Origin of the sequence: Ornithinimicrobium ciconiae (genome assembly GCF_007197575.1) — a bacterium.
GTDB classification, from domain to species: Bacteria; Actinomycetota; Actinomycetes; order Actinomycetales; family Dermatophilaceae; genus Ornithinicoccus; species Ornithinicoccus ciconiae.
On record NZ_CP041616.1, the window covers coordinates 2,009,918 to 2,033,493 of the forward strand.

15 protein-coding genes and 1 tRNA gene are annotated in these 23,576 nt (G+C 69.8%); 5 read left to right on the forward strand and 11 right to left on the reverse strand.

The window, feature by feature from the left end:
• Positions 1-2: 2 nt before the first annotated feature.
• The gene (locus FNH13_RS09135) at positions 3-992 is read right to left on the reverse strand and encodes a siderophore ABC transporter substrate-binding protein (protein WP_143783162.1); all 990 of its coding nucleotides are present in this window, start codon (positions 990-992) and stop codon (positions 3-5) included.
• Between the two features lie 334 nt (positions 993-1,326).
• Between FNH13_RS09135 and FNH13_RS09140 the strand changes: the two genes are divergently transcribed.
• The 3 genes from FNH13_RS09140 to FNH13_RS09150 all read left to right on the forward strand — a co-directional run bounded on the left by FNH13_RS09140 (position 1,327) and on the right by FNH13_RS09150 (position 5,909).
• The gene (locus tag FNH13_RS09140) at positions 1,327-1,686 is read left to right on the forward strand and encodes a hypothetical protein (RefSeq protein ID WP_143783163.1); all 360 of its coding nucleotides are present in this window, start codon (positions 1,327-1,329) and stop codon (positions 1,684-1,686) included.
• 341 nt (positions 1,687-2,027) lie between these two features.
• The gene (gene dxs, locus FNH13_RS09145; protein ID WP_143783164.1) at positions 2,028-3,893 is read left to right on the forward strand and encodes a 1-deoxy-D-xylulose-5-phosphate synthase; all 1,866 of its coding nucleotides are present in this window, start codon (positions 2,028-2,030) and stop codon (positions 3,891-3,893) included.
• Positions 3,894-3,899: 6 nt separating this feature from the next.
• Positions 3,900-5,909 (forward strand): diacylglycerol kinase family protein, encoded by a 2,010-nt coding sequence (locus tag FNH13_RS09150; protein WP_143783165.1) that lies wholly within the window; start codon positions 3,900-3,902, stop codon positions 5,907-5,909.
• A gap of 36 nt (positions 5,910-5,945) precedes the next feature.
• On the opposite strand, the gene FNH13_RS09155 is transcribed toward FNH13_RS09150, so the two are convergent.
• The 5 genes from FNH13_RS09155 to FNH13_RS09175 form a co-directional block, all read right to left on the reverse strand.
• A complete protein-coding gene (locus FNH13_RS09155) occupies positions 5,946-7,895 on the reverse strand; it encodes a CocE/NonD family hydrolase (protein ID WP_143783166.1) in 1,950 nt (649 codons plus the stop codon).
• Positions 7,896-8,029: 134 nt separating this feature from the next.
• Positions 8,030-9,271 carry an MFS transporter gene (locus FNH13_RS09160; protein WP_143783167.1) on the reverse strand — a complete coding sequence of 414 codons (1,242 nt, stop codon included), beginning with the start codon at positions 9,269-9,271 and terminating at the stop codon, positions 8,030-8,032.
• Positions 9,272-9,413: 142 nt separating this feature from the next.
• Positions 9,414-10,361: a serine protein kinase RIO gene (locus tag FNH13_RS09165; protein WP_228266680.1), complete on the reverse strand. Its 948-nt coding sequence runs from the start codon at positions 10,359-10,361 to the stop codon at positions 9,414-9,416.
• 269 nt (positions 10,362-10,630) lie between these two features.
• A complete protein-coding gene (locus FNH13_RS09170) occupies positions 10,631-12,592 on the reverse strand; it encodes a SelB domain-containing protein (protein ID WP_165700070.1) in 1,962 nt (653 codons plus the stop codon).
• Between the two features lie 40 nt (positions 12,593-12,632).
• Positions 12,633-12,728, reverse strand: a tRNA-Sec gene (locus FNH13_RS09175).
• A gap of 60 nt (positions 12,729-12,788) precedes the next feature.
• Between FNH13_RS09175 and selD the strand changes: the two genes are divergently transcribed.
• Complete coding sequence (selD, locus tag FNH13_RS09180) at positions 12,789-13,796, forward strand: selenide, water dikinase SelD (RefSeq protein WP_143783168.1); 1,008 nt, start codon at positions 12,789-12,791, stop codon at positions 13,794-13,796.
• Positions 13,797-13,828: 32 nt separating this feature from the next.
• Here the strand turns inward: selD and FNH13_RS09185 are convergent, their stop codons facing one another.
• The 5 genes from FNH13_RS09185 to FNH13_RS09210 all read right to left on the reverse strand — a co-directional run bounded on the left by FNH13_RS09185 (position 13,829) and on the right by FNH13_RS09210 (position 22,102).
• Positions 13,829-15,208 carry an OFA family MFS transporter gene (locus tag FNH13_RS09185; protein WP_143783169.1) on the reverse strand — a complete coding sequence of 460 codons (1,380 nt, stop codon included), beginning with the start codon at positions 15,206-15,208 and terminating at the stop codon, positions 13,829-13,831.
• A gap of 8 nt (positions 15,209-15,216) precedes the next feature.
• Positions 15,217-16,392 carry an NrfD/PsrC family molybdoenzyme membrane anchor subunit gene (nrfD, locus tag FNH13_RS09190; protein WP_143783170.1) on the reverse strand — a complete coding sequence of 392 codons (1,176 nt, stop codon included), beginning with the start codon at positions 16,390-16,392 and terminating at the stop codon, positions 15,217-15,219.
• Entirely contained in the window at positions 16,389-17,582 is a 1,194-nt protein-coding gene (locus tag FNH13_RS09195; protein ID WP_143783171.1) for a 4Fe-4S dicluster domain-containing protein, read from the reverse strand. Before FNH13_RS09195 ends, nrfD begins: the two co-directional genes overlap by 4 nt.
• A complete protein-coding gene (gene fdh, locus FNH13_RS09200; RefSeq protein WP_202878910.1) occupies positions 17,582-20,995 on the reverse strand; it encodes a formate dehydrogenase in 3,414 nt (1,137 codons plus the stop codon). Before fdh ends, FNH13_RS09195 begins: the two co-directional genes overlap by 1 nt.
• A gap of 78 nt (positions 20,996-21,073) precedes the next feature.
• Entirely contained in the window at positions 21,074-22,102 is a 1,029-nt protein-coding gene (locus FNH13_RS09210; RefSeq protein ID WP_321169232.1) for a Gfo/Idh/MocA family protein, read from the reverse strand.
• Positions 22,103-22,172: 70 nt separating this feature from the next.
• Between FNH13_RS09210 and FNH13_RS09215 the strand changes: the two genes are divergently transcribed.
• Positions 22,173-23,540, forward strand: coding sequence for a uracil-xanthine permease family protein (locus FNH13_RS09215; protein WP_165699939.1), 1,368 nt, complete (start codon positions 22,173-22,175; stop codon positions 23,538-23,540).
• Positions 23,541-23,576 lie beyond the last annotated feature (36 nt).

The following is a 23,576-nucleotide window of genomic DNA, read 5'->3' on the forward strand; positions in this document are numbered from 1 at the left end:
GCTCAGAGCGTCGCCTTCACGTCGTCGATCATCTGCTGGATCGAGCTGGGCGAGTTGCCGGCGATGTACCAGGAGAAGCCGTCGACGAGCTGGATGTTGTCGTTGGTGGCGGCGTCGGTGGTGTTGACCAGGTCGTTGTTGAGCACGTCCAGGGCCGGTGCCTCGTCGGAGCCGATCGCGGCGGCGCGGTCCAGGACCAGTAGCACGCCGGGGTTGTACTCGGTGAAGAACTCCTGGCTGATCTCCTGGCCGTGCGAGCCCTCCTCGTCGACCGGGGCGCCGGTGTCGGCATAGCCGAAGGCGTCATAGACGATGCCGAAGCGCGAGCCGGGGCCGTAGGCGCTGGCGGTGCCGCCGGAGACCTGGACGAACAGGGCCGTCTCACCGGCCTCCTTGACCTGGCCGCCGACCTCCTCGATCTGGTCGTTGACGTCGTCCATCAGGGCCTGCGCCTCGGCCTCCTTGCCGAAGAGGGAGCCGAGCTGGACCACCCGCTCCTCGGTCACCGCGAGCTGGCCGGAGGGCTCGTCATAGCGCACGGACATGTCAATCACGGTGGGGGAGATCTTCTCCATCTCGGCCAGGATCTCCGGGTTGCCGCTGCGCCCGGCGATGATGATCAGGTCGGGCTCGAGCTCGTTGATCGCCTCGTAGTCCGGCTCCTGCAGGGTCCCGATCGCGGGGATGTCGCCGTCCGCGTAGTGGGCGATGTCGTCGGGGAGGGTGATGTTGGCGGTCGGTGCCGCGTCGACCTCGATGCCCAGGTCGTTGAGGGTGCGGATGACGCTCCAGTCGGTGGCCACGACGGTCTCGGCGTTGAGCGGGACCTCGACGGTGCGGCCCTGCGCGTCGGTGATCGAGACGGTCTCGCCGCCCGCGTCGCCAGCGTTGTCGCCCTCGGCCTCCGAGTCGGAGCCGCACGCGGTCAGCGCGAGCGCGGCGGTGAGGGCGAGGCTGGTGGCCAGGGTGCGGAACGTGGACCGAGTCGTCATGAGCTGCGTACTCCCGATATGTCAGTGGGGAAAGCCTTTGGTAAGGCTTACCTAACCATCACTTCGGGCAATTATCAAACGACTCCCTGTCGTATATGTCACATCGTAACCATGTGTGCTCGGATGGCGGGCGCCGACCCCGCTGGGCGGTAGGTGCCGTTGCCGTCGATCGGTAGCCGTTGGTCGGGCAGGCGGAGGGCGTTGGCCGCGGCGCCGGTAGGCGTTGGCGCCGACTGTGGCCCGTCCCGGACTGCCAGCTCATGGTGCTCGACCGCCTGTCGACCACGACTCTCTGTGAGGTCGGCCGACACTGTGGTGTCGTACACTTGTTCGTATGTCGGGACCTCCTGGGTGGCCAGAGCGCGTGCCGCCCACCGGTGTGCCCGGGTGGGAGGAGGCTGCGGTGTCCTGGCTGCTCGACCAGTGCCCGGCCGACTACCGCGCCTACCGGGCCTGGCGTCGGCACCCGGTGGCGCTGGCCTGGATCACCGTCCGGCACCTGCAGGCCGAGCTGGACGCGATGCGCGGCGCGTGGCGGGACGTCCGCGCCGACCTCGGCCCGCTGCTGCCCCCGGGGTCCCTGAGTGACGTGTTGGGGTCGCTGACCCAGGAGGGTCTGCGGCTTCGTGCCGCGCTGCGCAGCGCGCAGTTGCTGCTGGAGGCGATGCGGGTGCGGGCGCCGATCCGGGCGTGACTGGATGCCCAGCGTGTGAAGGATCCGTTCACGTGCGCGTGACGTTGTCGCGTTCGGTGCGGGGCTGTGTGAAGGATCGGTTCACGTGCGCGCGACGTTGTCGTGATCGGTGCGGGGCTGTGTGAAGGATCCGTTCACGTGTGCGCGGCGTTGTCGCGTTCGGTGCGGGCTGTGTGAAGGATCCGTTCACATGCGCGCACGGGCCATGGCGCGGTGCTGTGGTGGCTCACCGGGGCGCTCGGTGGGCTGGGACGCGCCCTCGGTCGCTGTGAAAAGGGTATGGGGCGGCAAGTGGTCGTAGACTCGGTCGTCACGTCCCCGGAGAAAGGCGCCGACGCATCGTGGGTCTGCTCAGCAGCATCACCGGACCAGCCGACTTGAAGCGGCTCTCAGCCAGTCAGCTCGTCGACCTGGCCCAGGAGATCAGGACCACCCTGATCGACTCGGTCTCGCGCACCGGCGGTCACCTTGGTCCCAACCTGGGCGTGGTCGAGCTGACCATGGGGATCCACCGGGTCTTCAACAGCCCGCACGACACGGTCGTCTTCGACACCGGCCACCAGTCCTATGTGCACAAGCTGCTGACGGGGCGTCACGACTTCGCCACGCTGCGCAAGCAGGGCGGCATCTCTGGCTATCCCAGCCGCGTCGAGTCCGAGCACGACGTGGTCGAGAACTCCCACGCCAGCACCTCCTTGTCCTGGGCGATCGGCATCGCCACCGGACGCAAGCTGCGCGGCGAGACCGACCGGCACACGGTCGCCGTGATCGGTGACGGGGCGCTCACCGGAGGCATGGCCTGGGAGGCCCTCAACAACATCGCCGCCAACCCCGACCTGCCGCTGGTCATCGTCGTCAACGACAACGAGCGTTCCTATGCGCCGACCATCGGGGGTATGGCGGACTACCTCGCCTCGCTGCGGGCGACCCGCAACTACGAGAACGTGCTGTCCTGGGGCAAGCGGGTGCTGCACAAGACGCCGGTCGTGGGGCGGCGGACCTACGAGACGCTGCACGGTGTCAAGAAGGGCATCAAGGACATCGTCAGCCCGCAGGGGATGTTTGAGGACCTGGGACTGAAATATCTCGGCCCGGTCGACGGGCACGACCTGGAAGCCGTCGAGACCGCGTTGCGCCGCGCCCACGACTTCGGTGGGGTCGTGCTGGTGCACGCCATCACCGAGAAGGGCCACGGATATATCCCCGCCACACGCGACGAGGCGGACCGCTTCCACGCCGTCGGCGTGATCAATCCCGAGACCGGCCTGCCGCTGGAGCTGTCCGGACGCTCCTGGACCGACGAGTTCAGCGACGAGCTGCTCGAGTTGGCGGAGGAGCGGGACGACATCGTCGCGCTGACCGCCTCGATGCTCATCCCGGTGGGGCTGGCCGGGCTCGCGCAGAAGTATCCCGAACGGGTCTTTGACGTCGGCATCGCCGAGCAGCACGCGGTCACCATGGCCTCAGGGCTCTCCTTCGCCGGGATGCACCCGGTGGTGGCGATCTATGCGACCTTCCTCAACCGGGCCTTTGACCAGTTGCTCATGGACTGCGCCCTGCACAAGCAGGGAGTCACCTTTGTGCTGGACCGGGCCGGGGTCACCGGCACCGACGGTGCCAGCCACAACGGCATGTGGGACATGGCGCTGCTGACCATCGTCCCCGGGTTGCGCCTGGCGGCGCCGCGCGACGGCCAGCAGATCCGCACCGCTTTGCGGGAGGCGGTCGCCGTCACTGACGGCCCGACGGTGATCCGCTTCCCCAAGGGCAGCGTCGCCGAGCCCATCCAGGCCGTCGGTGCCCACGGCTCCGTCGACCTGCTGCGCGACTCCGAGCGCCCCGACCTGCTGCTGGTCTCTGTCGGATCTATGGCTAGCATCGCCACTGCGGTCGCCGAAAAGCTTGGGGCACAGGGCATTTCGACCAAGGTGGTCGACCCGCGCTGGGTCCTGCCGGTCAGCGAGGACCTGCTCGAGCTGACCTCGGCGGTCCCGGCCGTCGCAGTCATTGAGGACAACCTCGTGGAGGCCGGCATCGGTGCCGCCATCACCGCCCAGCTGCGCGCCCGAGGCGAGCGGACCCCGGTCTGGACCTACGGCATACCCAAGCAGTTCCTCGACCACGGCTCCCGCGGCCAGGTCCTGGAGCGGATCGGCCTGACCCCCGACACCATCGCCACGTCCCTGATCGACCGCCTGCGCGACTGAGCGTCCATGACCGGGACCACACAGGTCGCCGCGGTGCTCAATCCCACCGCCGACCGAGCCTGGGCGGCCCAGGCGGAGCTGCACCGGGTCTGCCACGTGCTGGGCTGGCCGGACCCGATGATCCGCTACACGACTGTCACGGAGCCGGGCACCACCCAGGCGAGCGAGTGCCTCCAGGAGGGCGCCGAGCTGGTGGTCGTCGGAGGCGGCGACGGCACCGTCCGGCAGGTGGCCCGGGCCCTGGCGGGCACCGGAGTGCCGCTGGGAATCCTGCCCCTCGGCACCGCCAACCTCTTTGCCCGCAACCTGCGGCTGCCGCGCCACCGGGTGCAGGAGATGGTGCGGGTCGCGCTGCTGGGCGGGCAGCGCGAGCTGGACGTGGGGCTCGTGCGCTATGTGCAGCTCGGTCCCGCCGGGCCGGTCGAGTCCTCTCCCCATCACTTCCTGGTGCTGGTCGGCATCGGGCACGACGCAGCGACGGTCGCCGACACGCGGCAGGAGCTGAAGCGCTGGATCCGATGGCTCGCCTACTTCGAGCCCGGGGTGCGGAGACTGGCCAAGCCGCTGCTGCCGATGCGTGTTGAGGTCGATGGTGGCCCGCGCGAGGACGCCAGGGCGTGGAGCCTGCTCATCGGCAACTGCGGGCTGATCCCCGCAGGCATCACGGTCGCCGCCGACGCCAGGCCGGACGACGGACTGCTCGACCTGGTGCGGGTAGCACCCAAGAACGTGCTGCACTGGGCGCCCATCGCTCTGAAGGGGTTGGTGGGGTCCCGCCGAGACGTGCCCGGGCTGTCCTACCAGCAGGGGCAGAGCGTGAGGGTTTTCAGCGAGGACCCGGTGACGATCCAGATCGACGGTGACCCGCACCCGGAGGTCCTGGAGCTGGACATCTCGCTGCTGCCCCGGGCGCTGACGGTGCGGACCCCGCGCTCCGCACGGGCCGGGCAGGTCGCCGATCTGATGCGTGGCTTCGCCGGGCGCCGGGACGAGGCGCGGATCCTGCGCCTCATCACCGACACCCCGCCCGCGGAACTGGACGACCTGCTCAGCGAACTGGACCTGATCTCACTGGTGCGCAAGGTGGACGACCGCCGGTTCGGTCCGGACCACCGCAGCGCACTGCTGGACTATCTGGCGCGCGAGCAGCGAGAGCACCTGTCGTTGGAGACCCTGACGCGTCTGGTGCGGGCCCTGCATACCGGCCCCACGCCATACAGCCACGAGGTCGTCATCCGCGACATCATGCTCTCGCTGCGGGGGGAGCAGCTCGGCCTGTTCAAGACCCTGACCAACACCGCCGGCGGCCACCACGACCTCGACCACCTCGTCTTTGAGGACATCGATGACGAGGAGGTGCGCGAGCAGATCCTGGCGCACATCGCGGCCGAGGCGGGGGAGCCCTCGGTCGACCTGCGCATCCTGTGCGACATCGACGACACGGTGCTGTGCATGCTGCACGACGGGCGGTATCCGCGCGGGACGGTCTATCCGGGGGTGGTCGAGTTCCTGCAGGCGTTGGACCGCGGTGCGGCCGAGGACCCGGGTCGGCCTGGCGACCTGACCTTCATCACGGCCCGGCCCAGCGATCCGCGTGGCCTGGTCGAGAGCTACACCCGCAACGGGCTGGCCGGGCTCGGGCTGCCGCCGCACTCGGTGATGACCGGGAGCATCCTGAACCTGGCGACCAAGGGACGCATCGCCGAGCGCAAGCTGGTCAACTTTGACCGGTCCCGACTGCTGTTTCCCGAGTGCCAGGTGGTCTTCATCGGCGACAACGGGCAGGCCGACGTGGAGGTGGGCCGGGCGATGCTCGCGCGCGACCCGGACCACGTGCGGGCCGTCTTCATCCACAACGTCACCCAGCAGGGCGAGGACGTGCGCGAGACGCTCGCGGCCGAGGGGCTCTGCCTGTTTGACACGTATGCCGATGCCGCGGCCCGGGCGCACCAGCTCGGCCTGATCAGTGATGAGGGTCTGGCCAGGGTCCAGGCAGCGGCGGCTGGGTCCCGCTGACGGGCCCGGAGTCAGGCCCGTCAACGGGATCGAGCATCAGCGCGGCAACAGCGCGCTGTTGGGCACCGCCAGGGTGCCCTCGGTGACCTGCGGGCTCAGGCCCTTGCCCTTGCCGAACCCGGCCATCGGACCGGCCATCGGGATGTTCAGGCGCGAGTTGGCCAGGTTCACCTCATACTCCGTGGCGGTGCCGTCCAGGGTGACCACCCACCCACGGCTGGCTCCGACGACCAAGACTCCGAGCTGGTGCCCAGCTTCGATCTGGATGTCGTTGGGGTCCATCTCCACCGTGAGCTGGTGACGACCGGCGCCGTCCAGACGTGCCCAGCCGCGGGCCAGGACCTGCAGGTCGGTGCTGCCGATGCGCCGCTCCACGTCCCGGTAGCAGGCGTCGTCCTGCGGGGTCGACTCGCCCCAGCAGGACTGCGTGCCCAGGGTGAGCGCGCCGTCGCCGGTGGTCAGCACCCGCTGTGCCTCGCCGTAGTCGACGAGGGCAACCCCGACCTGGCCGGTCTCGGCGGTGTGGGTGATGTCCAGGTCGACGGTGGCCGTGCCGGAGAGCCGGATGTCGTGTTTGACGGTGCCGCTGGTGAACAGCAGGCGGTTCGGGTTGTCGCCCGGCAGGACCGCCTGTGCCTCGCGCAGCGATGGTGAGTTGATGAATGAGGCGGTGCCGGAGCCCTTGCGGCCCAGCACGAGCGTCCCGTCACCGTGCAGGTTCAGTTGCTGGGTCCGCGCCTTGCTGATGGGCCACTGGTCTGAGTGCTCCCACTCGTTGGGGGCGACCTCCACGCTGACCAGCGGCTCGTCCAGGATGCCGTTGTCGATGCCCATCAGCTCGTGGTCGAACCAGCGGTGCAGCAGATCGACCCAGACCTCACGGTCGGAGTCGAACGCGTCGACGTGGCCCAGACGGGTCAGGAACATCTTGCGGTCTACGCCCTGCTCACCCAGCACCTCCCACCACGAGGCGAAGTTGCGGGTCTTGACGTTCGTGTCCTGCAGGCCGTGCATGATCAAGGCGCTCGCGGTGATCTGCGAAGCGTCGTAGTGCGAGCCGTCGCGGTAGTCGCGCTCGGCCCAGAAATCGGTGTACTGGCCGCTTTCGTCGCCGTCGTTGGCGTCCATCCAGGCCAGCCGCTCGGAGCAGTCCACGGCCTCGGTGCGGTTCTGAGCCACGCTCCGGGACAGGCTGCTGGGGTAGTTGTAGGACTTGGGCACGTCCTGGTAACGGTTGTAGTCGTACCAGGAGCTGATCGCGGAGACCGGGACGATCGTCTCCAGGCCCTCCACCCCGGTGGCGGCGACCCCGTTGGCCAGCGTGCCGTCATACGACTTGCCGATCATGCCGGTGCGTCCGTTGCTCCAGGACGCGGTGACCACGTCGCCCTGGGCGTCGTGGGCGGTCGCGCGGCCGTTGAGCCAGTCGATCGTGGCGCGGACCGACTCGATGTCGGAGACCCCGCCCTGGTCCGTGCAGCCGGTGGACCGGCCCGTCCCGGCCATGTCGACAGCGACGAAGGCGTAGCCGCGCGGCACGAAGTAGTTGTCGTAGTAGAGCGGGAACTTGCTGATGACGCCGTCCTCGTCATACTCCTTGAGCTCGGACTCGTTGCCCCGCCCGCAGCACAGGTAGTAGGGGCTGGCGTCCATGATGATCGGCACCTGCGCGGTGCCGTCCAGCTCGGCCGGGCGGATGATGTCGACGGCGATCTGGTCGGCGACCCCGTCACCATCCAGGTCGGGAGCGGTCACCCACACCGACTCCCGGATCGCGTCGCCATAGTCGTAGACGGGGGCGGTGACCCCGTCCTGGAGGGTGTAGCCACTGGTGGACATGGCCGCGGGGGCGGCCTGTGTCACGGGTGCCGTGAACGCGGCGGGTGCCGGCGCGACGGGGGTGGCGGAGGCCATCGTGACGCTGGCCAGCGCGACCGGCGCGACGATGGCCAACGACCCCAGAAGGGCGGTCAAGCGGGTTCTCATAGGGATCCTCTGTGTGGGACTTCGTTGTCCACGCCAGGACTGGCGGGATCGGACGACGCGGACCCCCGTGGGTCTTCCGTCAGGGAGTCTGGCAGAGCCGTCCCCTGTGGTCCAGAGAATGTTTTCGGGCCCGCTCAAGCAGCGTCCTCGGCGGGCATCTGCGCCGACCGGAACGGGGAGAGGGTCGGGATGAGGGCAGCCACGGTCAGCCCGGCGACCCCTAGCCACAGGGTCGGCCGGTTGCCGTAGGTGGCCGCGAACCAACCGGCCAAGGGTGCCGAGACGGTGATGGTGCCCCAGTTCAGGGACCGGATCGTGGCGTTCATCCGGGCACGCAACCGGTCCGGGGTGATGGCGTTGCGGTAGCTCATTTCCAGGGGGCCCCGCAGCCCGTTGCCCAGTCCGTTGACCAGCTGCCCCGCGACCAGTGCCACCAGGCCGACGGACCCGGTGGGAGCCAGCGCCGTGAGGGCGAAGGCCAGCGGCGCGGTCCAGCCACCCAGGCACGCCACGGCACCCAGCCCGAACCGGTCTGCCAGCCGAGGTGACAGCCCGGCCCCCAGCACGCCGGTCACGCCGGCGCTTGCCAGCACCACCCCGATGGCGAGCGGACCGAGCCCGAGCTCCTCGGAGGCATAGAAGACCAGGATGGTCATCACCGCCGAGTTGAAGAAGAACCAGGTGTGCAACCCGAGGGCATAGGGCGCCAGAGTCCGGTGCTGATAGACCCAGCGGGCGCCCTCCATGAGTTCGCGCCGCAGGTGCCTGTCCGCACGGTCTGCGGGGGCTGGCTCACGGACCCGGATGGTGGACAGCACGAGCGCCGAGATCGCATAGGTGGCCGCGTTGAACAGGATGGCCACGGGGGCTGACAGGACCCGCACGAGGGCACCGGCCAGCAGGGGGCCGACGGACTCGGCCGCGGTCATGGACTGCTCGAGCCGGGCGTTGGCCTGCGGCAGTCGGACTGTCGGCACCAGTCGGGGCAGGAATGACTGGTGTGCTGCCGTGGCACACAACGACGCCGCGCCGACCACAAACATCAGCGCGGCCACCAGCGGCACGGTCAACTCCCCGAGCAGGCCCAGCACGCCGATCGCGGCAAAGGCGACGGCACAGACCGCGTCGCCGCCGACCAGGACGGGCTGGCGCCGCACCCGGTCGATGAGCACCCCGGCGAGCATCCCGAACAGCAGCATCGGCAGCCACTGGGCGGAGCGCACCAGACCCAGGTCCTGCTGGTCGGCGCCGAGGGTCTCGATGAGGAGCAGCTGCAGCGCCAGACCAGAGGTGAACAGCCCCAGCCACTTGGTGGTGTCGGAGATCCAGAGCCGGACGAAGGCGGGATAACTGAACACCTCGCCACTCGTGGTCATGGGAGCCAGTCAAACAGGTCAGCGATGATGACCAGGGCCACCACGCTGCCTCCGGACCTCCCTTGCGTCCGCTATTGGGGTGCAGAAACGGTCACCGATGACCGGTTCTGCACCCCAGAGTGAGGAGGCTCGGGCTGATGACTCAGACCGGCGTGACCTCCTCGAAGAGTTCCTGGGCGTCCACGTCCAGGCCGCGGGCCTGGAACCATGAGCAGACATTGCGGCAGTCCCGCAGCAGGAGCTCAGGTCCGTTGGGGTTAGCGATCAGGTCGATGACCTGCGGCAGGTCGATGATGACCAGCCGCTCGCCCGCGGCCAGGATGTTGTATGCCGAGAGGTCACCGTGGGCGACCCCCTGCGCCGCCATCACCGAGATGGCGGTGCGCATCTGGAAGAAGTACTCCTCGAGCAACTCGACGTCCGGCCTGACCTGGGACAGCCGCGGGGCCGGCGTCCCGTCATACTCGATCAGCTCCATGAGGATCTCGGTGCCGTCGATCTGGACGGGGTAGGGGACCGGCAGCCCGGCTGACCAGTAGCGGCACAACGCATCCCACTCGGCGACCGCCCACTGGCCGGCGGCGACGGCGCGTCCCCACTCGGACTTGCGGGAGAGGGCGCGGCGGTCACGAGTGCGGCGCGCGGTGCGGCCCTCGGTGTAGGCCGCGCTGCGCCGGAAACTGCGGTGGTCGAGGTCGCGGTAGCGTTTGGCGGCCATGACGACGCCGGTGCCGTCGGGAGCGGTGCGGTCCACGAGGAAGACGTCGGCCTCCTTGCCGGTCTTGAGGACACCCAGCTCGGTGTCCAGGGCGCCGGAGTCGGTGATCACCCATTCGGGGACGGGGTCCGGTCCGCGACAGCCCTTTTCGACGTCCCAGTAGGTGGTGAAACGTTGCTCCGCGTCGTCGGTCTCGGGTGCGCGTGGACCGTCGTGCGGGGCGTCGTCCGGACCGTCGACCGGGACGTAGTCGAAGACGAAGAGGGGGTCGATGTCGTCGGCGCGGTGACCGCTGCCGGTGGTGCTGGTGCTGCGCTGCGCGGAGCGTGGGGTGTTACGGGTGGACGCGAGGTCCTGGTGCTGTGCGTGCACGTGAACTCCTGAGAGAAGGAAGGTGGGCGGTGGGCTCACCGAGGACAGTCGTGAACACGTCTGCTCCTCTCCTCCGGGCCGGGGTCGCGGCCGGTGCGTGCACGGCAGGTGTTGCCGTATGTCGTGTGCCAGGGTCGCGCAGATGTGCCGCGGTCGGCAAGTGGTTTTGTGAGTGGCAGCGAAACCACTGCAAAAAGACGGGGCGGACCCGCGAAACCACTGCAAAAAGGCGGGGCGGACCCGCGAAACCACTACATAGATTGGGGGGGTCAGCGGACGACCTGGCGCAGCTGCCCGTCCGTGCGGCGGGTCCAGCCCCGGGAGTCCAGGTGCTCCAGCAGGGGCACGGCCACCCGCCGTGTCGTGTCGAGGGCCTGACGGGCGGCGCTGAGGGTGAACGGTTGCTCCAGGGCCGCGAGCTCGCGCATCGCCCGGGCGGGGCCGTCAGGCAGCAGGATGATGTCGCCGGGCAGGCGCAGGAGGCGATCGGCCCGGGCGGCAGCGGCCAGCTCGGTGGTGCCCAGTCCGAGCGAGGCCAGCTCATCGCGCTCCGGGGCGGCGAACGGCTCCTGGCGCAGCCGGTCCTCAAGGCTCGCGACCGCTTCCTCTGCCGCCCCGAGCCCGCCGGAGCCCGGTGCCCGCACGCGTCCGCCGCTGATCGTCAGGCCGGTGTCCTGTGCGAGGTGTCGCACCAGGTCGGGGACCAGCGGTGACAGGTCGTGGGGCAGAGTGCCCCCGTCCGTGCTCGGCCGCAGGTGATCGGGAAGGTCGAGTTCCCGGCCCGCCTCGGCCACCGGCACGCCATGACTCAGCGGCTGCTGCTCGTGGTGGTCACGCACGAAGCGGCTGAGGCGGGCGCTCCACAGGGTGAGCGCGTCGGGGTCGACCCACCACTGGCCGACCCGCACGGCACCCGTCGGCTCGGGCAGGCACAGCCTGGATAGGACGGAGGGGTGCTCGGCCGATCGGGACCGCACGCGCGTCATGGTGGCGGCGAAATGTGGGGTGGAGTCGGCCTCGGTGGTCGCGGCCCCGTCGCCGGCCAGTTCCGTGGCGCGTCGGCCTCCGTCGCCGGCCAGCTCCGCCGCGCGTCGGCGGCCGGCGCCCCGGCGCCGCAGCGGCAGGGGATCGACGTCGAGGATGCGCAGCGACCACAGGCGGCGGTCACCGGGGTCGCGCAGGATCGCCAGGTCACCCACGTGCCAGGGCAGCGAGACCTCTGTGGTGATCCGGGCGTAGCTGACCTCGACCACCGTGCCCGAGACTGGGGCATCACCATCACCAGCACCCATGAGCGGCCGAACATGCGCGGGCTGAGCTGCCGTCCCGACGTGCAGGATCGCCTCCGTGGGTGGAGTTGCCCGCTCCTGGCGGGAGTGCCCAAGGCCGGTGTCGACGGGCTCGAGGGAGACATCGATGACCTGCGCCTCGGCGTAGGCACCCGGGGTGACCAGCACGGAGGAGCGGCCGGCGACGTCGGTCTCCGTGCGGCGCAGGTTGACCGCGACCCGGGAGACCGGGCCCACCACGTCATGGGGCTGGTCCTCGCTCTGCAGTCCGCGGACGACGACCTCCCGCGACTGCTCACCAGAGAGCAGGGTCAGACGGTCACCGGTGTGCAGGGTGCCGGCACCGAGCGTGCCGGTTACCACGGTGCCGGCCCCGGAGATGGTGAACGAGCGGTCGCACCACAGGCGCGCCGGGGCCTGCGGGTCCGGGGCGGGCATCCGCCCCACGAGATCGTCCAAGGCCACGCGCAGGTCCTCGATCCCCTCACCGGTCGCCGCGGAGACGGTGCACGCCGGCAGGGCCAGGCCTGCCCCGGCGAGGTGCCGACTGGCCTCCACGCGGACGGCGTCCACGCGCTCGGGGTCCGCGAGGTCGCACCGGGTGAGCACGAGCAGACCGTCGCGGATGCCCAGGGCGCGGACGGCCGCGAGGTGCTCTGAGCTCTGGGCCTGCCACCCCTGGTCGGCAGCGACCACGAACACCACGGCGGCGGACGGTCCCAAACCCGAGAGCGTGGTTGCCACGAAGCGTTGGTGTCCGGGCACGTCCACGAAGGCGACGTCGGCACCGCCGGGCAGTTGCGTCCAGGCAAAGCCGAGCTCGATGCTCAGGCCGCGGGACTTCTCCTCCCCGAGCCGGTCGGGGTCCCGGCCGGTGAGCGCCCGCACCAGCGTCGACTTGCCGTGGTCGACGTGCCCCGCCGTGGCCAGCACCCGCTTCACCCGGGCTCCTTCCCGCGCCGGGAGCACCCGGCATACGTGGTGGCGGAGGCGGACGGGAATCGAACCCGCCAGACCGAGATGCTCGGCCTCGCCGGTGTTGAAGACCGGGGGGCCCACCAGGAACCCAGACGCCTCCACCCGGCAGCCTACCCGGGCCACCGGGCGCGACCGGAGTGCCAGGTGGCAGAGTTGGGCCATGGACACCCTGCGACTGACCCAGTTCGCGCGCGGCGGTGGCTGCGCCTGCAAGATCCCGGCCGGGGAGCTCGAGCAGATCATCGGGGGACTGCAGGTCGTGCTGCCCGACCCGGCTGCCGAGGTGCTCGTCGGACTGGACGACGGTGACGACGCCGCTGCCGTCCGCATCGAGGGTGGGACGGCGCTGCTGTCCACCGCGGACTTCTTCACCCCGGTGATCGACGATGCCTATGACTGGGGCCGGATCGCGGCGGCCAACGCGCTCTCCGACATCTATGCCATGGGCGGCACGCCGGTCATGGGCATCAACCTGGTGGCCTGGCCGCGGGAGGCGCTGCCGACCGAGCTGCTGCGCGAGGTGCTGCGCGGCGGTCTCGACGTCGCCGCACTGGCCAGCTGCCCCGTTCTGGGAGGCCACAGCATCGACGGGCCCGAGCCGATGTATGGCATGGCAGTCACCGGCACAGCCGACCCCGACCGGCTGATGCGCAACGACGCGGCGCAGGCCGGGTTGCCGATCTCGTTGACCAAGCCGCTGGGGGTCGGGGTGCTCAACAACCGGCACAAGGCCACCGGTGAGGTGAGCCAGGAGGCCGTGGAGAGCATGACGGCGCTCAACCGGGACGCCTCCCTGGCTGCCCTCGCGGCGGGGATCCGGGCAGCCACAGATGTCACCGGCTTCGGCCTGTTGGGCCACCTCTACAAGATGTGCCGGGCCTCCAGCATCGCCGCCCGGATCGACGCCTCCGCCGTTCCGTATGTCGCCGGGGCCCGCGAGGCGCTGGCCGCCGGTCACGTGCCGGGCGGGTCCCGTCGCAACCTGGAGTGGGTCCGGCCCTCCCTGGCCGCTGTCTCCGGGATCAGCGAGGACGAGTTGATCCTGCTCGCCGACGCCCAGACCTCCGGCGGTCTCCTGGTCGTCGGTGAGATCCCCGGTGCCCCGGTGATCGGCGAGACCGTCTCCGCCGGAAGCCTGGGCGAGGGTGTGCTGATCCAGGTCAGCTGATCTCACCGGTCACGCTGGTCACCCGGCGGCGGTCAGGTGGTGGCGGGTGCAGTGCCCGGGTGCTTCGGCGGCTTGGCGATGAACGGCAGGACCGCACCGGCCAGAGCCATGATGCCGACCACGGTGTAGCCCAGGACGTAGGCTCCGTCCGCGCCGACCAGCCAGGAGATCAGCATCGGCCCGATGATGCCGCCGATGGACCAGCCGACCAGCATCAGACCATAGATCGCACCGGCGTGCTTGACGCCGAAGAAGTCACCCGCGGTGGACGGCATCGTGCCGAAGGCGCCGCCGTAGCAGGTGTAGATGACGGCGGCGAGGATGTAGAAGAGCGCGGCATTGCCGGCGTGAGGGATCGCGAGCAGGGCCACGCCCTGGATCACGAGGATGCCCAGGAAGGCTGGCATCCGCCCGATCTTGTCGGAGATGCCTGCCCACAGGATGCGGCCACCACCGTTGAACAGCCCCATGACTCCCACCAACGTCGCCGCGCCCGCAGCGGTGAAGCCGGCCACGTCCGTGGCCGTGTCCGCCGCGATGGAGATCAGGGAGATGCCGGCGCTGACGGAGATGGTCAGGATCAGGGTGAGCAGATACCACTGCGGCGTGCTGAGGGCTTCCTTGGGGGTGAAGTCGTGTCCGGCGGCGTTGCGTGCCGCGGGCGCAGGCTCCGAGGTGGTCCGCGTGTCCTGTGCGCCGACCGTGTGTGCGGCAGGGTCCGCACTGTCGTCGGAAGCCAGGGCCGCGGCGGGCGCGGCAGCACTGGGCACCGTGTAGCCCTCAGGCGGGTTGCGGAAGACCGACGCGCCCAGGACCCCGGCGATCAGGTAGGCGACGCCGAGCCAGAGGAAGACCTTCGTGGGGTACTGCTGGTAGTCGGCGCTGCCGGCGATCATCTGCTGAGCCAGGGGAGAGGTGATGACCGCACCGAAGCCGAACCCACCGACCGCGATGCCGGTAATGAGACCGCGCTTGTCGGGGAACCACTTCTGGAGCATCGCGATCGGCACGATGTAGGCCAGGCCGAGACCGAACCCGCCGAGCACGCCATAACCCAGGATGAGCATCCACAGGTCGGACGCGTCGCGGGTGAAGCTGGCCAGCATGATGCCCAGCGAGTAGATCGTGACGCCGACGAGGGCAACGATGCGGGGTCCGCGCTTGTCCTGCGCGCGGCCACCGAGGAAGCTGCCGACAAAGATCATCCCGATGGCGACGGTGAACGGCAACGTCGCCTGCACCGGGGTGAGCTCGATCGCCGACGGGTCGGCCTGGATCGCCTTGCTGAAGGTGCTCCACGCATAGACGGCGCCGATGGCAAGCTGCACGAGCACGCCCCCCGCGAGAATGAGGAGGCGGTTTCCCCCCGCCGTGGTGGCCGGTGACTGGCTGGTGTCCGGTGTCGTGGCCATGCGCACTCCTATCGCACGGTGACCGTGCTGTCGTGGATGGTGCCAGCCGCTCGGCGCTCCTCCAGGCGTCGCTTCTGTGGGCCGACGGTGTACTTCGGGTCACGGGCGGACTCCATGCCTGCGTCCACCACGCCGAATCGGGTCAGGGCCGAGGCACCGGCCAGCGCCAGGCCGGAGGCGACGGCGACCACGCGGCTGCGTCCGGCCAGCAGGGTGCCCAGACCGCCAGCGATGGTCAGTGCCTTGGCCAGCCGCAGCTTCGTGCCCGCTGGTCCGGTGGTGGTCGGCTCGTCGAGCTCCAGGTCCTCGAGGTGCTCCTCGAGACGGTGCATGGCCACGAGATCCGCCGCCACTCCCAGCAGTGCGAACCGGCGGGCCGGGCCGGCCTGCTCGGTCGGGGTGAGCACCATCTGCACGCCGGCGGACGCCATCGCGGCCGACCCGACGAAGACAAAGGGCAGCTGACGCCGGGCCTCGAACCACACCGGCGTCACCGTGTCGGAGAGCAGGACCGCGGTGTAGGCCGCCAGGGGTGGGGCGAAGAAGGCCTGGCCGGCGGCCGCCGGTGCGTCGACCGCTTCGAGCAGCCGGGCCAGGGTGCCGACCACGCCACGCTCTGGCAGTGGGAGGAGGCGCGCGACCTCGGTGGCGGTCGTCACGCCGGTGAAGGCCGCATAGCCGGACAGGATCCAGGTGCCGACCGACATGGGTGAGGTGAGCTTGACCGTGCGCATCATGTTGAGGAAGCGCTCGGGCCGGCCCAGGTCGGCCACCAGGAAGGCACCACTCATCGCCACCCCCGTCATCGCGGTGAGGCGGCTGTTGCGACGCAGCAGCTCCCGACCGGTGGCTGCCGCGCCGGTGGCGATGAGACCGGAGCCGGCCGCGATACCCCCGACGAACAGGTAGGCCGGGATCTTGTAGTCCCACGGCACAGGCTTGATGACGGCGCGCCCGTAGTAGCTGGAGAACTCCGCGTCGGGGACGGCCGGGGCCTCGCGGCGGCCCCCACCGTCACGGTTGAGCCAGCTGGTGCCGCCCCTGGCGGCGCCGCGGCTGCCCTTGGCGACGCCCCGGGCCGCGTCAGAGACCGCCCCGGTCACGGCACCGCGGACGCCGCTGCGGCGGCGTCGTCGGCCACCCTCGTCAGGTGGCCGGTAGCTGTCGAAGGGGGAGGTGGTCACCGTCGCCCTCCCAGGAAGGCCAGCGCCCCGGCTGCCAGCAGACCGGTCCCGGCCCAGCCCGCCGCGCGGAACATCTCGGCCAGCTTGGAGGTGGCACAGACCGGGTCCGGGGGCAGCCCATAGACCTCCGGCTCGTCGAGCAGCAGGAAGACCGAGCCGGTCCCGCCGACACCGTCGTCGTCGTTGGCGCCATAGAGCCGCGCCTCGGTGAAGCCCTGCTCGTGGAGTTGGACGACCCGATGCTTCGCGGCGGTCACCATGTCCTCGCGGGCCCCGAACTGGATCGAGGTGGTCGGGCAGGTCTGGGCGCAGGCGGGCGTCTGGTCGTGGCTGAGACGGTCGTAGCAGAGCGTGCACTTCTGGGCGACACCGACATTGGGGACGTGGCCGTCACCGCGCACCGACACCGAGGCGTCGGTGCGGCGCTCGATGACCCCGAAGGGACAGGCCCCGACGCAGTAGCCGCAGCCGTTGCAGATGTCGTCCTGGACCACGACCGTGCCGTGCTCGCTGCGGAAGAGCGCGCCCGTCGGGCAGACGTCCAGACACCCGGCGTGCGTGCAGTGCTTGCAGACGTCGGAGGCCATCAACCAGCGGAACTCCGGCAGCGGACCCACCATCGGGATGCCGTCGACCGTGGTGCCCAGACCACCACCCGCGGACAGCGGGTCGGCGCCGTTCTCGACAGCCTCCTTCTCCGAGAGCAGGTCACCGAGGGAGGGACCACCGTGCTCCGGCGGCGCCGGCAGCGTCCCGTAACCCGCGGGAGCCCCACCAATTTGCGAGTGGTTTTGCGGGTCTGGCCCGTCTTTTCGTAGTGGTTTTGTCGATCCGCCGCCCGGCGCCTCGGGTGCGGGGGAGGCAGAGCCGACGGTCGGCATACCCAGATCGACCAGGCGGCGCCCGGACTCGCGGGCGGCCTCGATGCGGTTTTTGCTCTGCTCCACGAAGGCGACGTGGCGCCAGGTGCTCGCGCCCAGGTCGCCGGTGTTGTCGTAGGAGTTGCCGGTGAGATCCAGGCTCCCGTCCATCGGCAGGGCGTTCCACTCCTTGCACGCCACCTCACAGGCCTTGCAGCCGATGCAGATCGAGGTGTCGGTGAAGAAGCCCTTGCGGCTGGGCGGCTCCTCCCACCCCGCGTCCGCGGCGGGGTCCGTGCGTCCGGCGAGTTGGCGGGCGAGATAACCCATCACTGGTCTCCATCCACGTCGGGGGGCGGGGCGTCACCAGCAGCGTTCTCCCGGAGCCCGGTGGCCTCGGACGAGACGTCCGAGAGACGCTGGCTGCCGGTCTCGGTCGTGGAGCCCGCGCGGGACTGATACTCGGCCACCAGCCGCAGCAAGGCCTCGCCGCGGGGGCGACGACCAGGCTGTATGTCGCACGAGCCCACCTTGGACTCCTGGATCTGGACGTTGGGGTCCAGCACGATGCCGAGCAGGTCATTGGCGCCGTCGCCCTCGACCACCGCGTCGCCGCCGACACCCCAGTGGTAGGGCAGACCGATCTGGTGGACGGTGTGCCCCTTGATCGTCAGCGGGGTCATCCGCTGGGTCACCAGCACCCGGGCCTCGATGGCACTGCGTGCGGAGATGATCGTGGCCCACTCGCCGTTGGTCAGGCCGCGCTCGGCCGCCAGCTCGGGGGAGATCTCACAGAACATCTCCGGCTGCAGCTCGGAGAGGTAGGGCAGCCACCGGCTCATCCCACCGGCCGTGTGGTGCTCGGTCAGCCGGTAGGTCGTGAACACGTAGGGGTAGACCTCAGACCCGGGCTCGGTGCCCGACGGTGCCCACAGGTTGTCCTTGCGCGGGTAGATCAGCCGGCTCGGGTTGCTCTGCTGGGGATAGAGCGGGTTGGGGATCGGCGACTCGTGCGCCTCGTAGTGGGTCGGCAGCGGACCGTCGACCATGCCCTTGGGAGCAAACAGCCAGCCCTTGCCATCGGCCTGCATGATGAACGGGTCGTCGCCCGCGATCGCGGCAGGACCGCCGATGTCGGGGTCGGGTCGGAACGAGGGGTCCCGGTCGACCGGGAAGTCCGGCACGTCCTTGCCGACCCACTTGCGCTGGTCCTCGTCCCACCAGACATATTTCTTGCGCTCGCTCCACGGCTTGCCCTGGGGGTCCGCCGAGGCCCGGTTGTAGAGGATCCGCCGGTTCATCGGCCAGGCCCAGCCCCACTCAGCGGCGGTCTCGTCCTGCTCCGAGCCGGGGACCCGGTTGTCGGAGCGGTTGACCCCGCCGGCGAAGACGCCGGTGTAGATCCAGCACCCGCCGGAGGTCGACCCGTCGGCCTTCATGTCGGCGAACTTGTCGAGCAGCTGCCCCGCGCGCTCACCGGTCAGGTGATAGCCGTTGATCTCCTTCAGGACGGCCTCCCCGCTGGGCTCGCCGTGCTCGTCGACCGGGTAGTCCCAGGTCAGGTCGAGCAGGGGGCGGTCGCGCTCGTCGGTCGAGCCCGCCAGGCGCTCCCGGATGCGGTTGCCCAGGTCGTAGAAGAACTCCAGCTCGCTGCGGGCGTCGCCCGGTGGCTGCACCGCCTGGTGGCGCCACTGCAGCATCCGCTGGGTCTGGGTGAACGTCCCCGACTTCTCCACGTGGTTGGCCGCGGGGAAGAAGAAGACCTCGGTGTCGATGTCTTCGGTGCGCAGCTCACCGGTGGCGATCTCGGGGGAGTCCTTCCAGAAGGTCGCGGTCTCGATGAGCTGGAAGTCACGCACCACGACCCACTTCAGGTGGGTCAGCGCCATCCGCTGCATCTTGCCGTGAGCCGACCCGACCGCGGGGTTCTGCCCCAGGACGAAGTAGCCCTCGACCTCGTCGTCCAGCATGGCCATGGCCGTCTGGTAGGTGCCGTGGGCACCGGTCAGCTTGGGCAGGTAGTCGAAACAGAAGTCGTTCTCGGGCGTGGCCGCGTCGCCCCACCAGGCCTTGAGCAGGCTGGCGGTGTAGGCGTCGGCCTCGGTCCAGAAACCCTTCTGCAGCGGCGAGGAGATCGTGGACAGGTAGTCCTGCAGGTTGTCGTGCTCACCGGCCATCGGCATCGGCAGGTAGCCCGGCAGGATGTTGAACAGCGTCGGGATATCGGTGGAGCCCTGGATGCTGGCGTGCCCGCGCAGGGCCATGATCCCGCCACCGGGGCGGCCCATGTTGCCCATCAGCAGTTGCAGGATCGCGGCGGTGCGGATGAACTGCGCGCCCAGGCTGTGCTGGGTCCAGCCGAGGGCGTAGGCGAAGCAGGTCGTCCGCTCCCGGCCGGAGTTGTCGGTCAGCGCTCGGGCCACCTCGTCGAACAGCTCGACCGGGATGCCGCAGACCTCCTGGACCATCTCGGGGGTGTAGCGCGAGTAGTGGCGCTTGAGGATCTGGAAGACCGAGCGCGGGTGCTGCAGGGTCTCATCCCGCACCACGTTGGCGTGCTCGAGCGCTGCCCCGGCCGCGCCGAGCTCGTCCCCGGCGGCACGGGCCCGCTGGCTGGCCCCGGACTCGTCGTCACCGTCAGGCTCCTGGATCTGACCGTCCCCCATTTCCGTAGCGGTTTCGCTGGCGGAACCCGCATTTTTGTCGGGGTTTTGCGGGTCCATCTTCTCGGCATACGACCAGGAGGAGGTGTCGTAGGTGCCGGTCTCGGGGTCGAACCCGGAGAAGAGACCGCCCAGGTCCTCGGTGTCGACGAACTTCTCGTTGATCAGGGTCGCGGCGTTGGTGTAGGCGACGACGTAGTCATGGAAGTAGAGGTCCTTGCTCAGCACGTGGTTGATCAGGGCGCCCAGCAGCACGACATCCGTGCCGGCGCGCAGCGGGACGTGCGTGTCAGCGATCGCCGAGGTGCGGGTGAAGCGCGGGTCGACGTGGATGATCCGCGCGCCCTTGGCCTTGGCCTCCGAGACCCACTGGAACCCCACCGGATGGCACTCGGCCATGTTGGAGCCCTGGATGATGACGCAGTCGGCATTGGCCATGTCCTGCAGGGACTGGGTGGCGCCGCCACGACCGAACGAGGATCCCAGACTGGGAACCGTGGAACTGTGTCAAATGCGTGCTTGGTTCTCGATCTGGATCGCCCCGGAAGCCGTGTAGAGCTTCTTCATCAAATAGTTTTCCTCGTTGTCGAGGGTGGCTCCCCCGAGCGAGGCGATGCCCATCGTGCGGCGCACGCGGTGGCCCTTGTCGTCGAACTCCTGCCACTTGTTCTCGCGGGCCTCGAGATAACGGTCGGCGACCATGTCCATGGCCTTGTCGAGCTCGATCCGCCGGAACTCGGTCGCCCCGGGCGCGCGATAGAGCACATGCGTCTGGCGGGTGGGGGAGTTGACCAGCTGCTCGCTGGCAGCACCCTTGGGGCACAACCGGCCCCGGCTGATCGGTGAGTCGGGGTCGCCCTCGATCTGGACGACTTTCTCGTCCTTGACGAAGACCTTCTGACCGCAGCCGACGGCGCAGTAGGGACAGACGCTCTGCACGACGCGGTCCGCGGTCGTGGTGCGCGCCTCCACCTCACGGGTGCGCCGCGAGGTCACCGCCGCCCCACGCCCCAGGAAGTCGCCAGTGGCGAGTTGCCTCAGAACGGGCCAGCCCAGGAAGGTCGAGTCCTTGGGTGCCATGTCCACCTCCACGCTGAGTGCTTGCCTGACCATACTGCGGGCCCGCGCTTTCGGCACGTGGACGTGCCGGACCGGTCCTCAGTCGCCGGGATAGACCACGCCGACCTGACGCCGGATCTCGTCGGTGGTGGTGAGTATGCCGATCGTCTCCTCCGGGGGCAGCGCCGGTGAGTGGGTGCGCCCGTCGGCGACGAGTTGGGCCAGGTGAGCCGCCTGATAGACCAGACCATCGTGACCGCTGATCGGTCCGGGGTCGATGGTGGAGGTGGCGCCGTCTGTGCTGCGCACGGTCAACGGCACGGGGGTGTAGAAGTCACCGGGCAGGTCGACCCGGGCCGTGGTGCCGACGATGCTGGCCGTATTGTGCGTCCGCTCGGCCAGGGTCGTGGTGAGCACCGCCTCCGCGCCCCCGCTGGTCAGGACTGCCCGGACCTGCTCGTCGACGCCGCTGGGCGTCAGCGTGCCGGTGGCCCGGATCGTGTCGGGCTGGCCGAGGACCAGCGAGGCGAAGGACACCGGATAGATGCCCAGGTCCAGCAGTGCCCCGCCGGCCAGCGCCGGGTCGTGCAGGCGTGCTGCGTCCGCGGCACCGATCAGCTGACCGTGGTCGGCGGTCACCGAGACGATCGTGCCGAGCGCACCGTCGGCCAGCAGCTGCCTGAGCACGTCGGTGCCGGGCAGGAACCGGCTCCACATGGCCTCCAGCGCCACGACGCCCGCCTCCTGCGCTGCCTGGAGGACCTCGCGAGCCTCGCTGGCGTTGCGGGTGAAGGCCTTCTCCACCAGCACGTGCTTGCCGCCGCCGATCGCCAGGAGTGCCTGGGCGCGGTGGTGCGAGTGCGGGGTGGCGACATAGATGACGTCCACCTCGGGGTCTGCCGCGAGGTCTTCGTATGCCGTGTGCACCCGGGGGATGCCGAACTCGCCGGCGAAGTGCTCGCCGCGCTCCCGGGACCGGGAGGCGACGGCCACGAGGTGCTGGCGGGAGTGTGTGAGGACGGTCGAGGCGAAGGTCCGCGCGATGGTGCCGGGCCCGAGGATTCCCCAACGCAGGGCGGGTGCGGCGGCAGGGTCGGGGACGCGGGTGAGCGGAAGGGCGGTGGTCACCGGCACCAGGGTAGACCGACCGATAGGATCGCCCGCGGGCCGACCCACCACCCTTCTGAAGGAGAGCCACGTGAGCCTATGGCGCGTGCACGGCAACGGATACCGGATCGAGCCTGGCCAGGTGGTCGGACCGGGGGAGCGACTGGCCTGGGGACCCACGATCGGCATCGGCATGCAGCACGTCGTGGCGATGTTCGGTGCGACCTTCCTGGTGCCGTTGATCACCGGCTTCCCGCCGAGCACGACGTTGCTGTTCAGCGGAGTCGGCACCGTGATCTTCCTGCTCATCACGGCCAACCGGGTCCCGTCCTATCTGGGGTCCTCGTTCGCCTTCCTGGCGCCGATCGCCGCCGCGCAGGCGCAGCACGGCCCGGCGGGGGCGCTCGGTGGCGTGATCATGGCGGGCGCCTCCCTCTTCCTCATCGGGCTGATCGTCCAGGCGGTCGGTCATGCGTGGATCAGCCGTCTCATGCCGCCCATGGTCACTGGTGCGATCGTTGCCCTGATCGGCCTGAACCTGGCGCCCGCCGCGTGGAACAACGTCAAGGAGGCCTCGACCACGGCATTCGCCACCCTGCTGGCGATCGTGCTCTGCACCGTGCTCTTCCGCGGGCTGCTGGGTCGCCTGTCGATCCTGGTGGGTGTGCTCGTCGGGTATGCCGTCGCCGCCTTCCGCGGTGAGGTCGACGCCAGCGCGATCGGCGAGGCGGGCTGGTTCGGAGCTCCTGAATTCATGGCTCCCGAGATCCACTGGAACGTGGTCGGGCTCTTCCTGCCGGTGGTGCTGGTGCTGGTGGCCGAGAACATCGGGCACGTGAAGTCCGTGGCGCTGATGACCGACAGCTCCTCCGAGGCGCTGGACCCCCTGCTGGGCCGCACCCTGATGGCCGACGGACTGGCCACCACGCTCGCCGGAGCCGGCGGCGGGTCCGGCACCACGACCTACGCGGAGAACATCGGGGTCATGGCGGCGACCAAGGTCTACTCGACCGCGGCCTACTGGGTGGCCGGTTTCACCGCGATCGGACTGGCTTTCCTGCCCAAGTTCGGTGCCGCGATCCAGACGGTGCCGGTCGGGGTGCTCGGTGGGGCGGCGACCGTGCTCTACGGCATGATCGGCGTCCTGGGCTTCCGAATCTGGGTGGAGCACCGGGTCGACTTCGGCAACCCGATCAACCTGACCACCGGGGCGGTGGCGCTCATCGTCGGCATCGCCAACTACACCTGGAGCGTCGGGGACCTGGTCTTTGAGGGCATCGCCCTGGGCACCGCGGCTGCGCTGATCCTCTATCACGGCATGCACGGCATCAACCGCCTCACCGGTGCCGTGGCCAGCGAGGGCGACCACCTGCAGGTCGGCGCCTCGACCAACCCGGCTCCGGAGCTGGCCCGGCCCAGCTGGGACGACCCAGCACAGGGTGATCCCGGGACCCGGTGACCGGGGCCGACTAGAACAACTCTGGCTGACCCGACA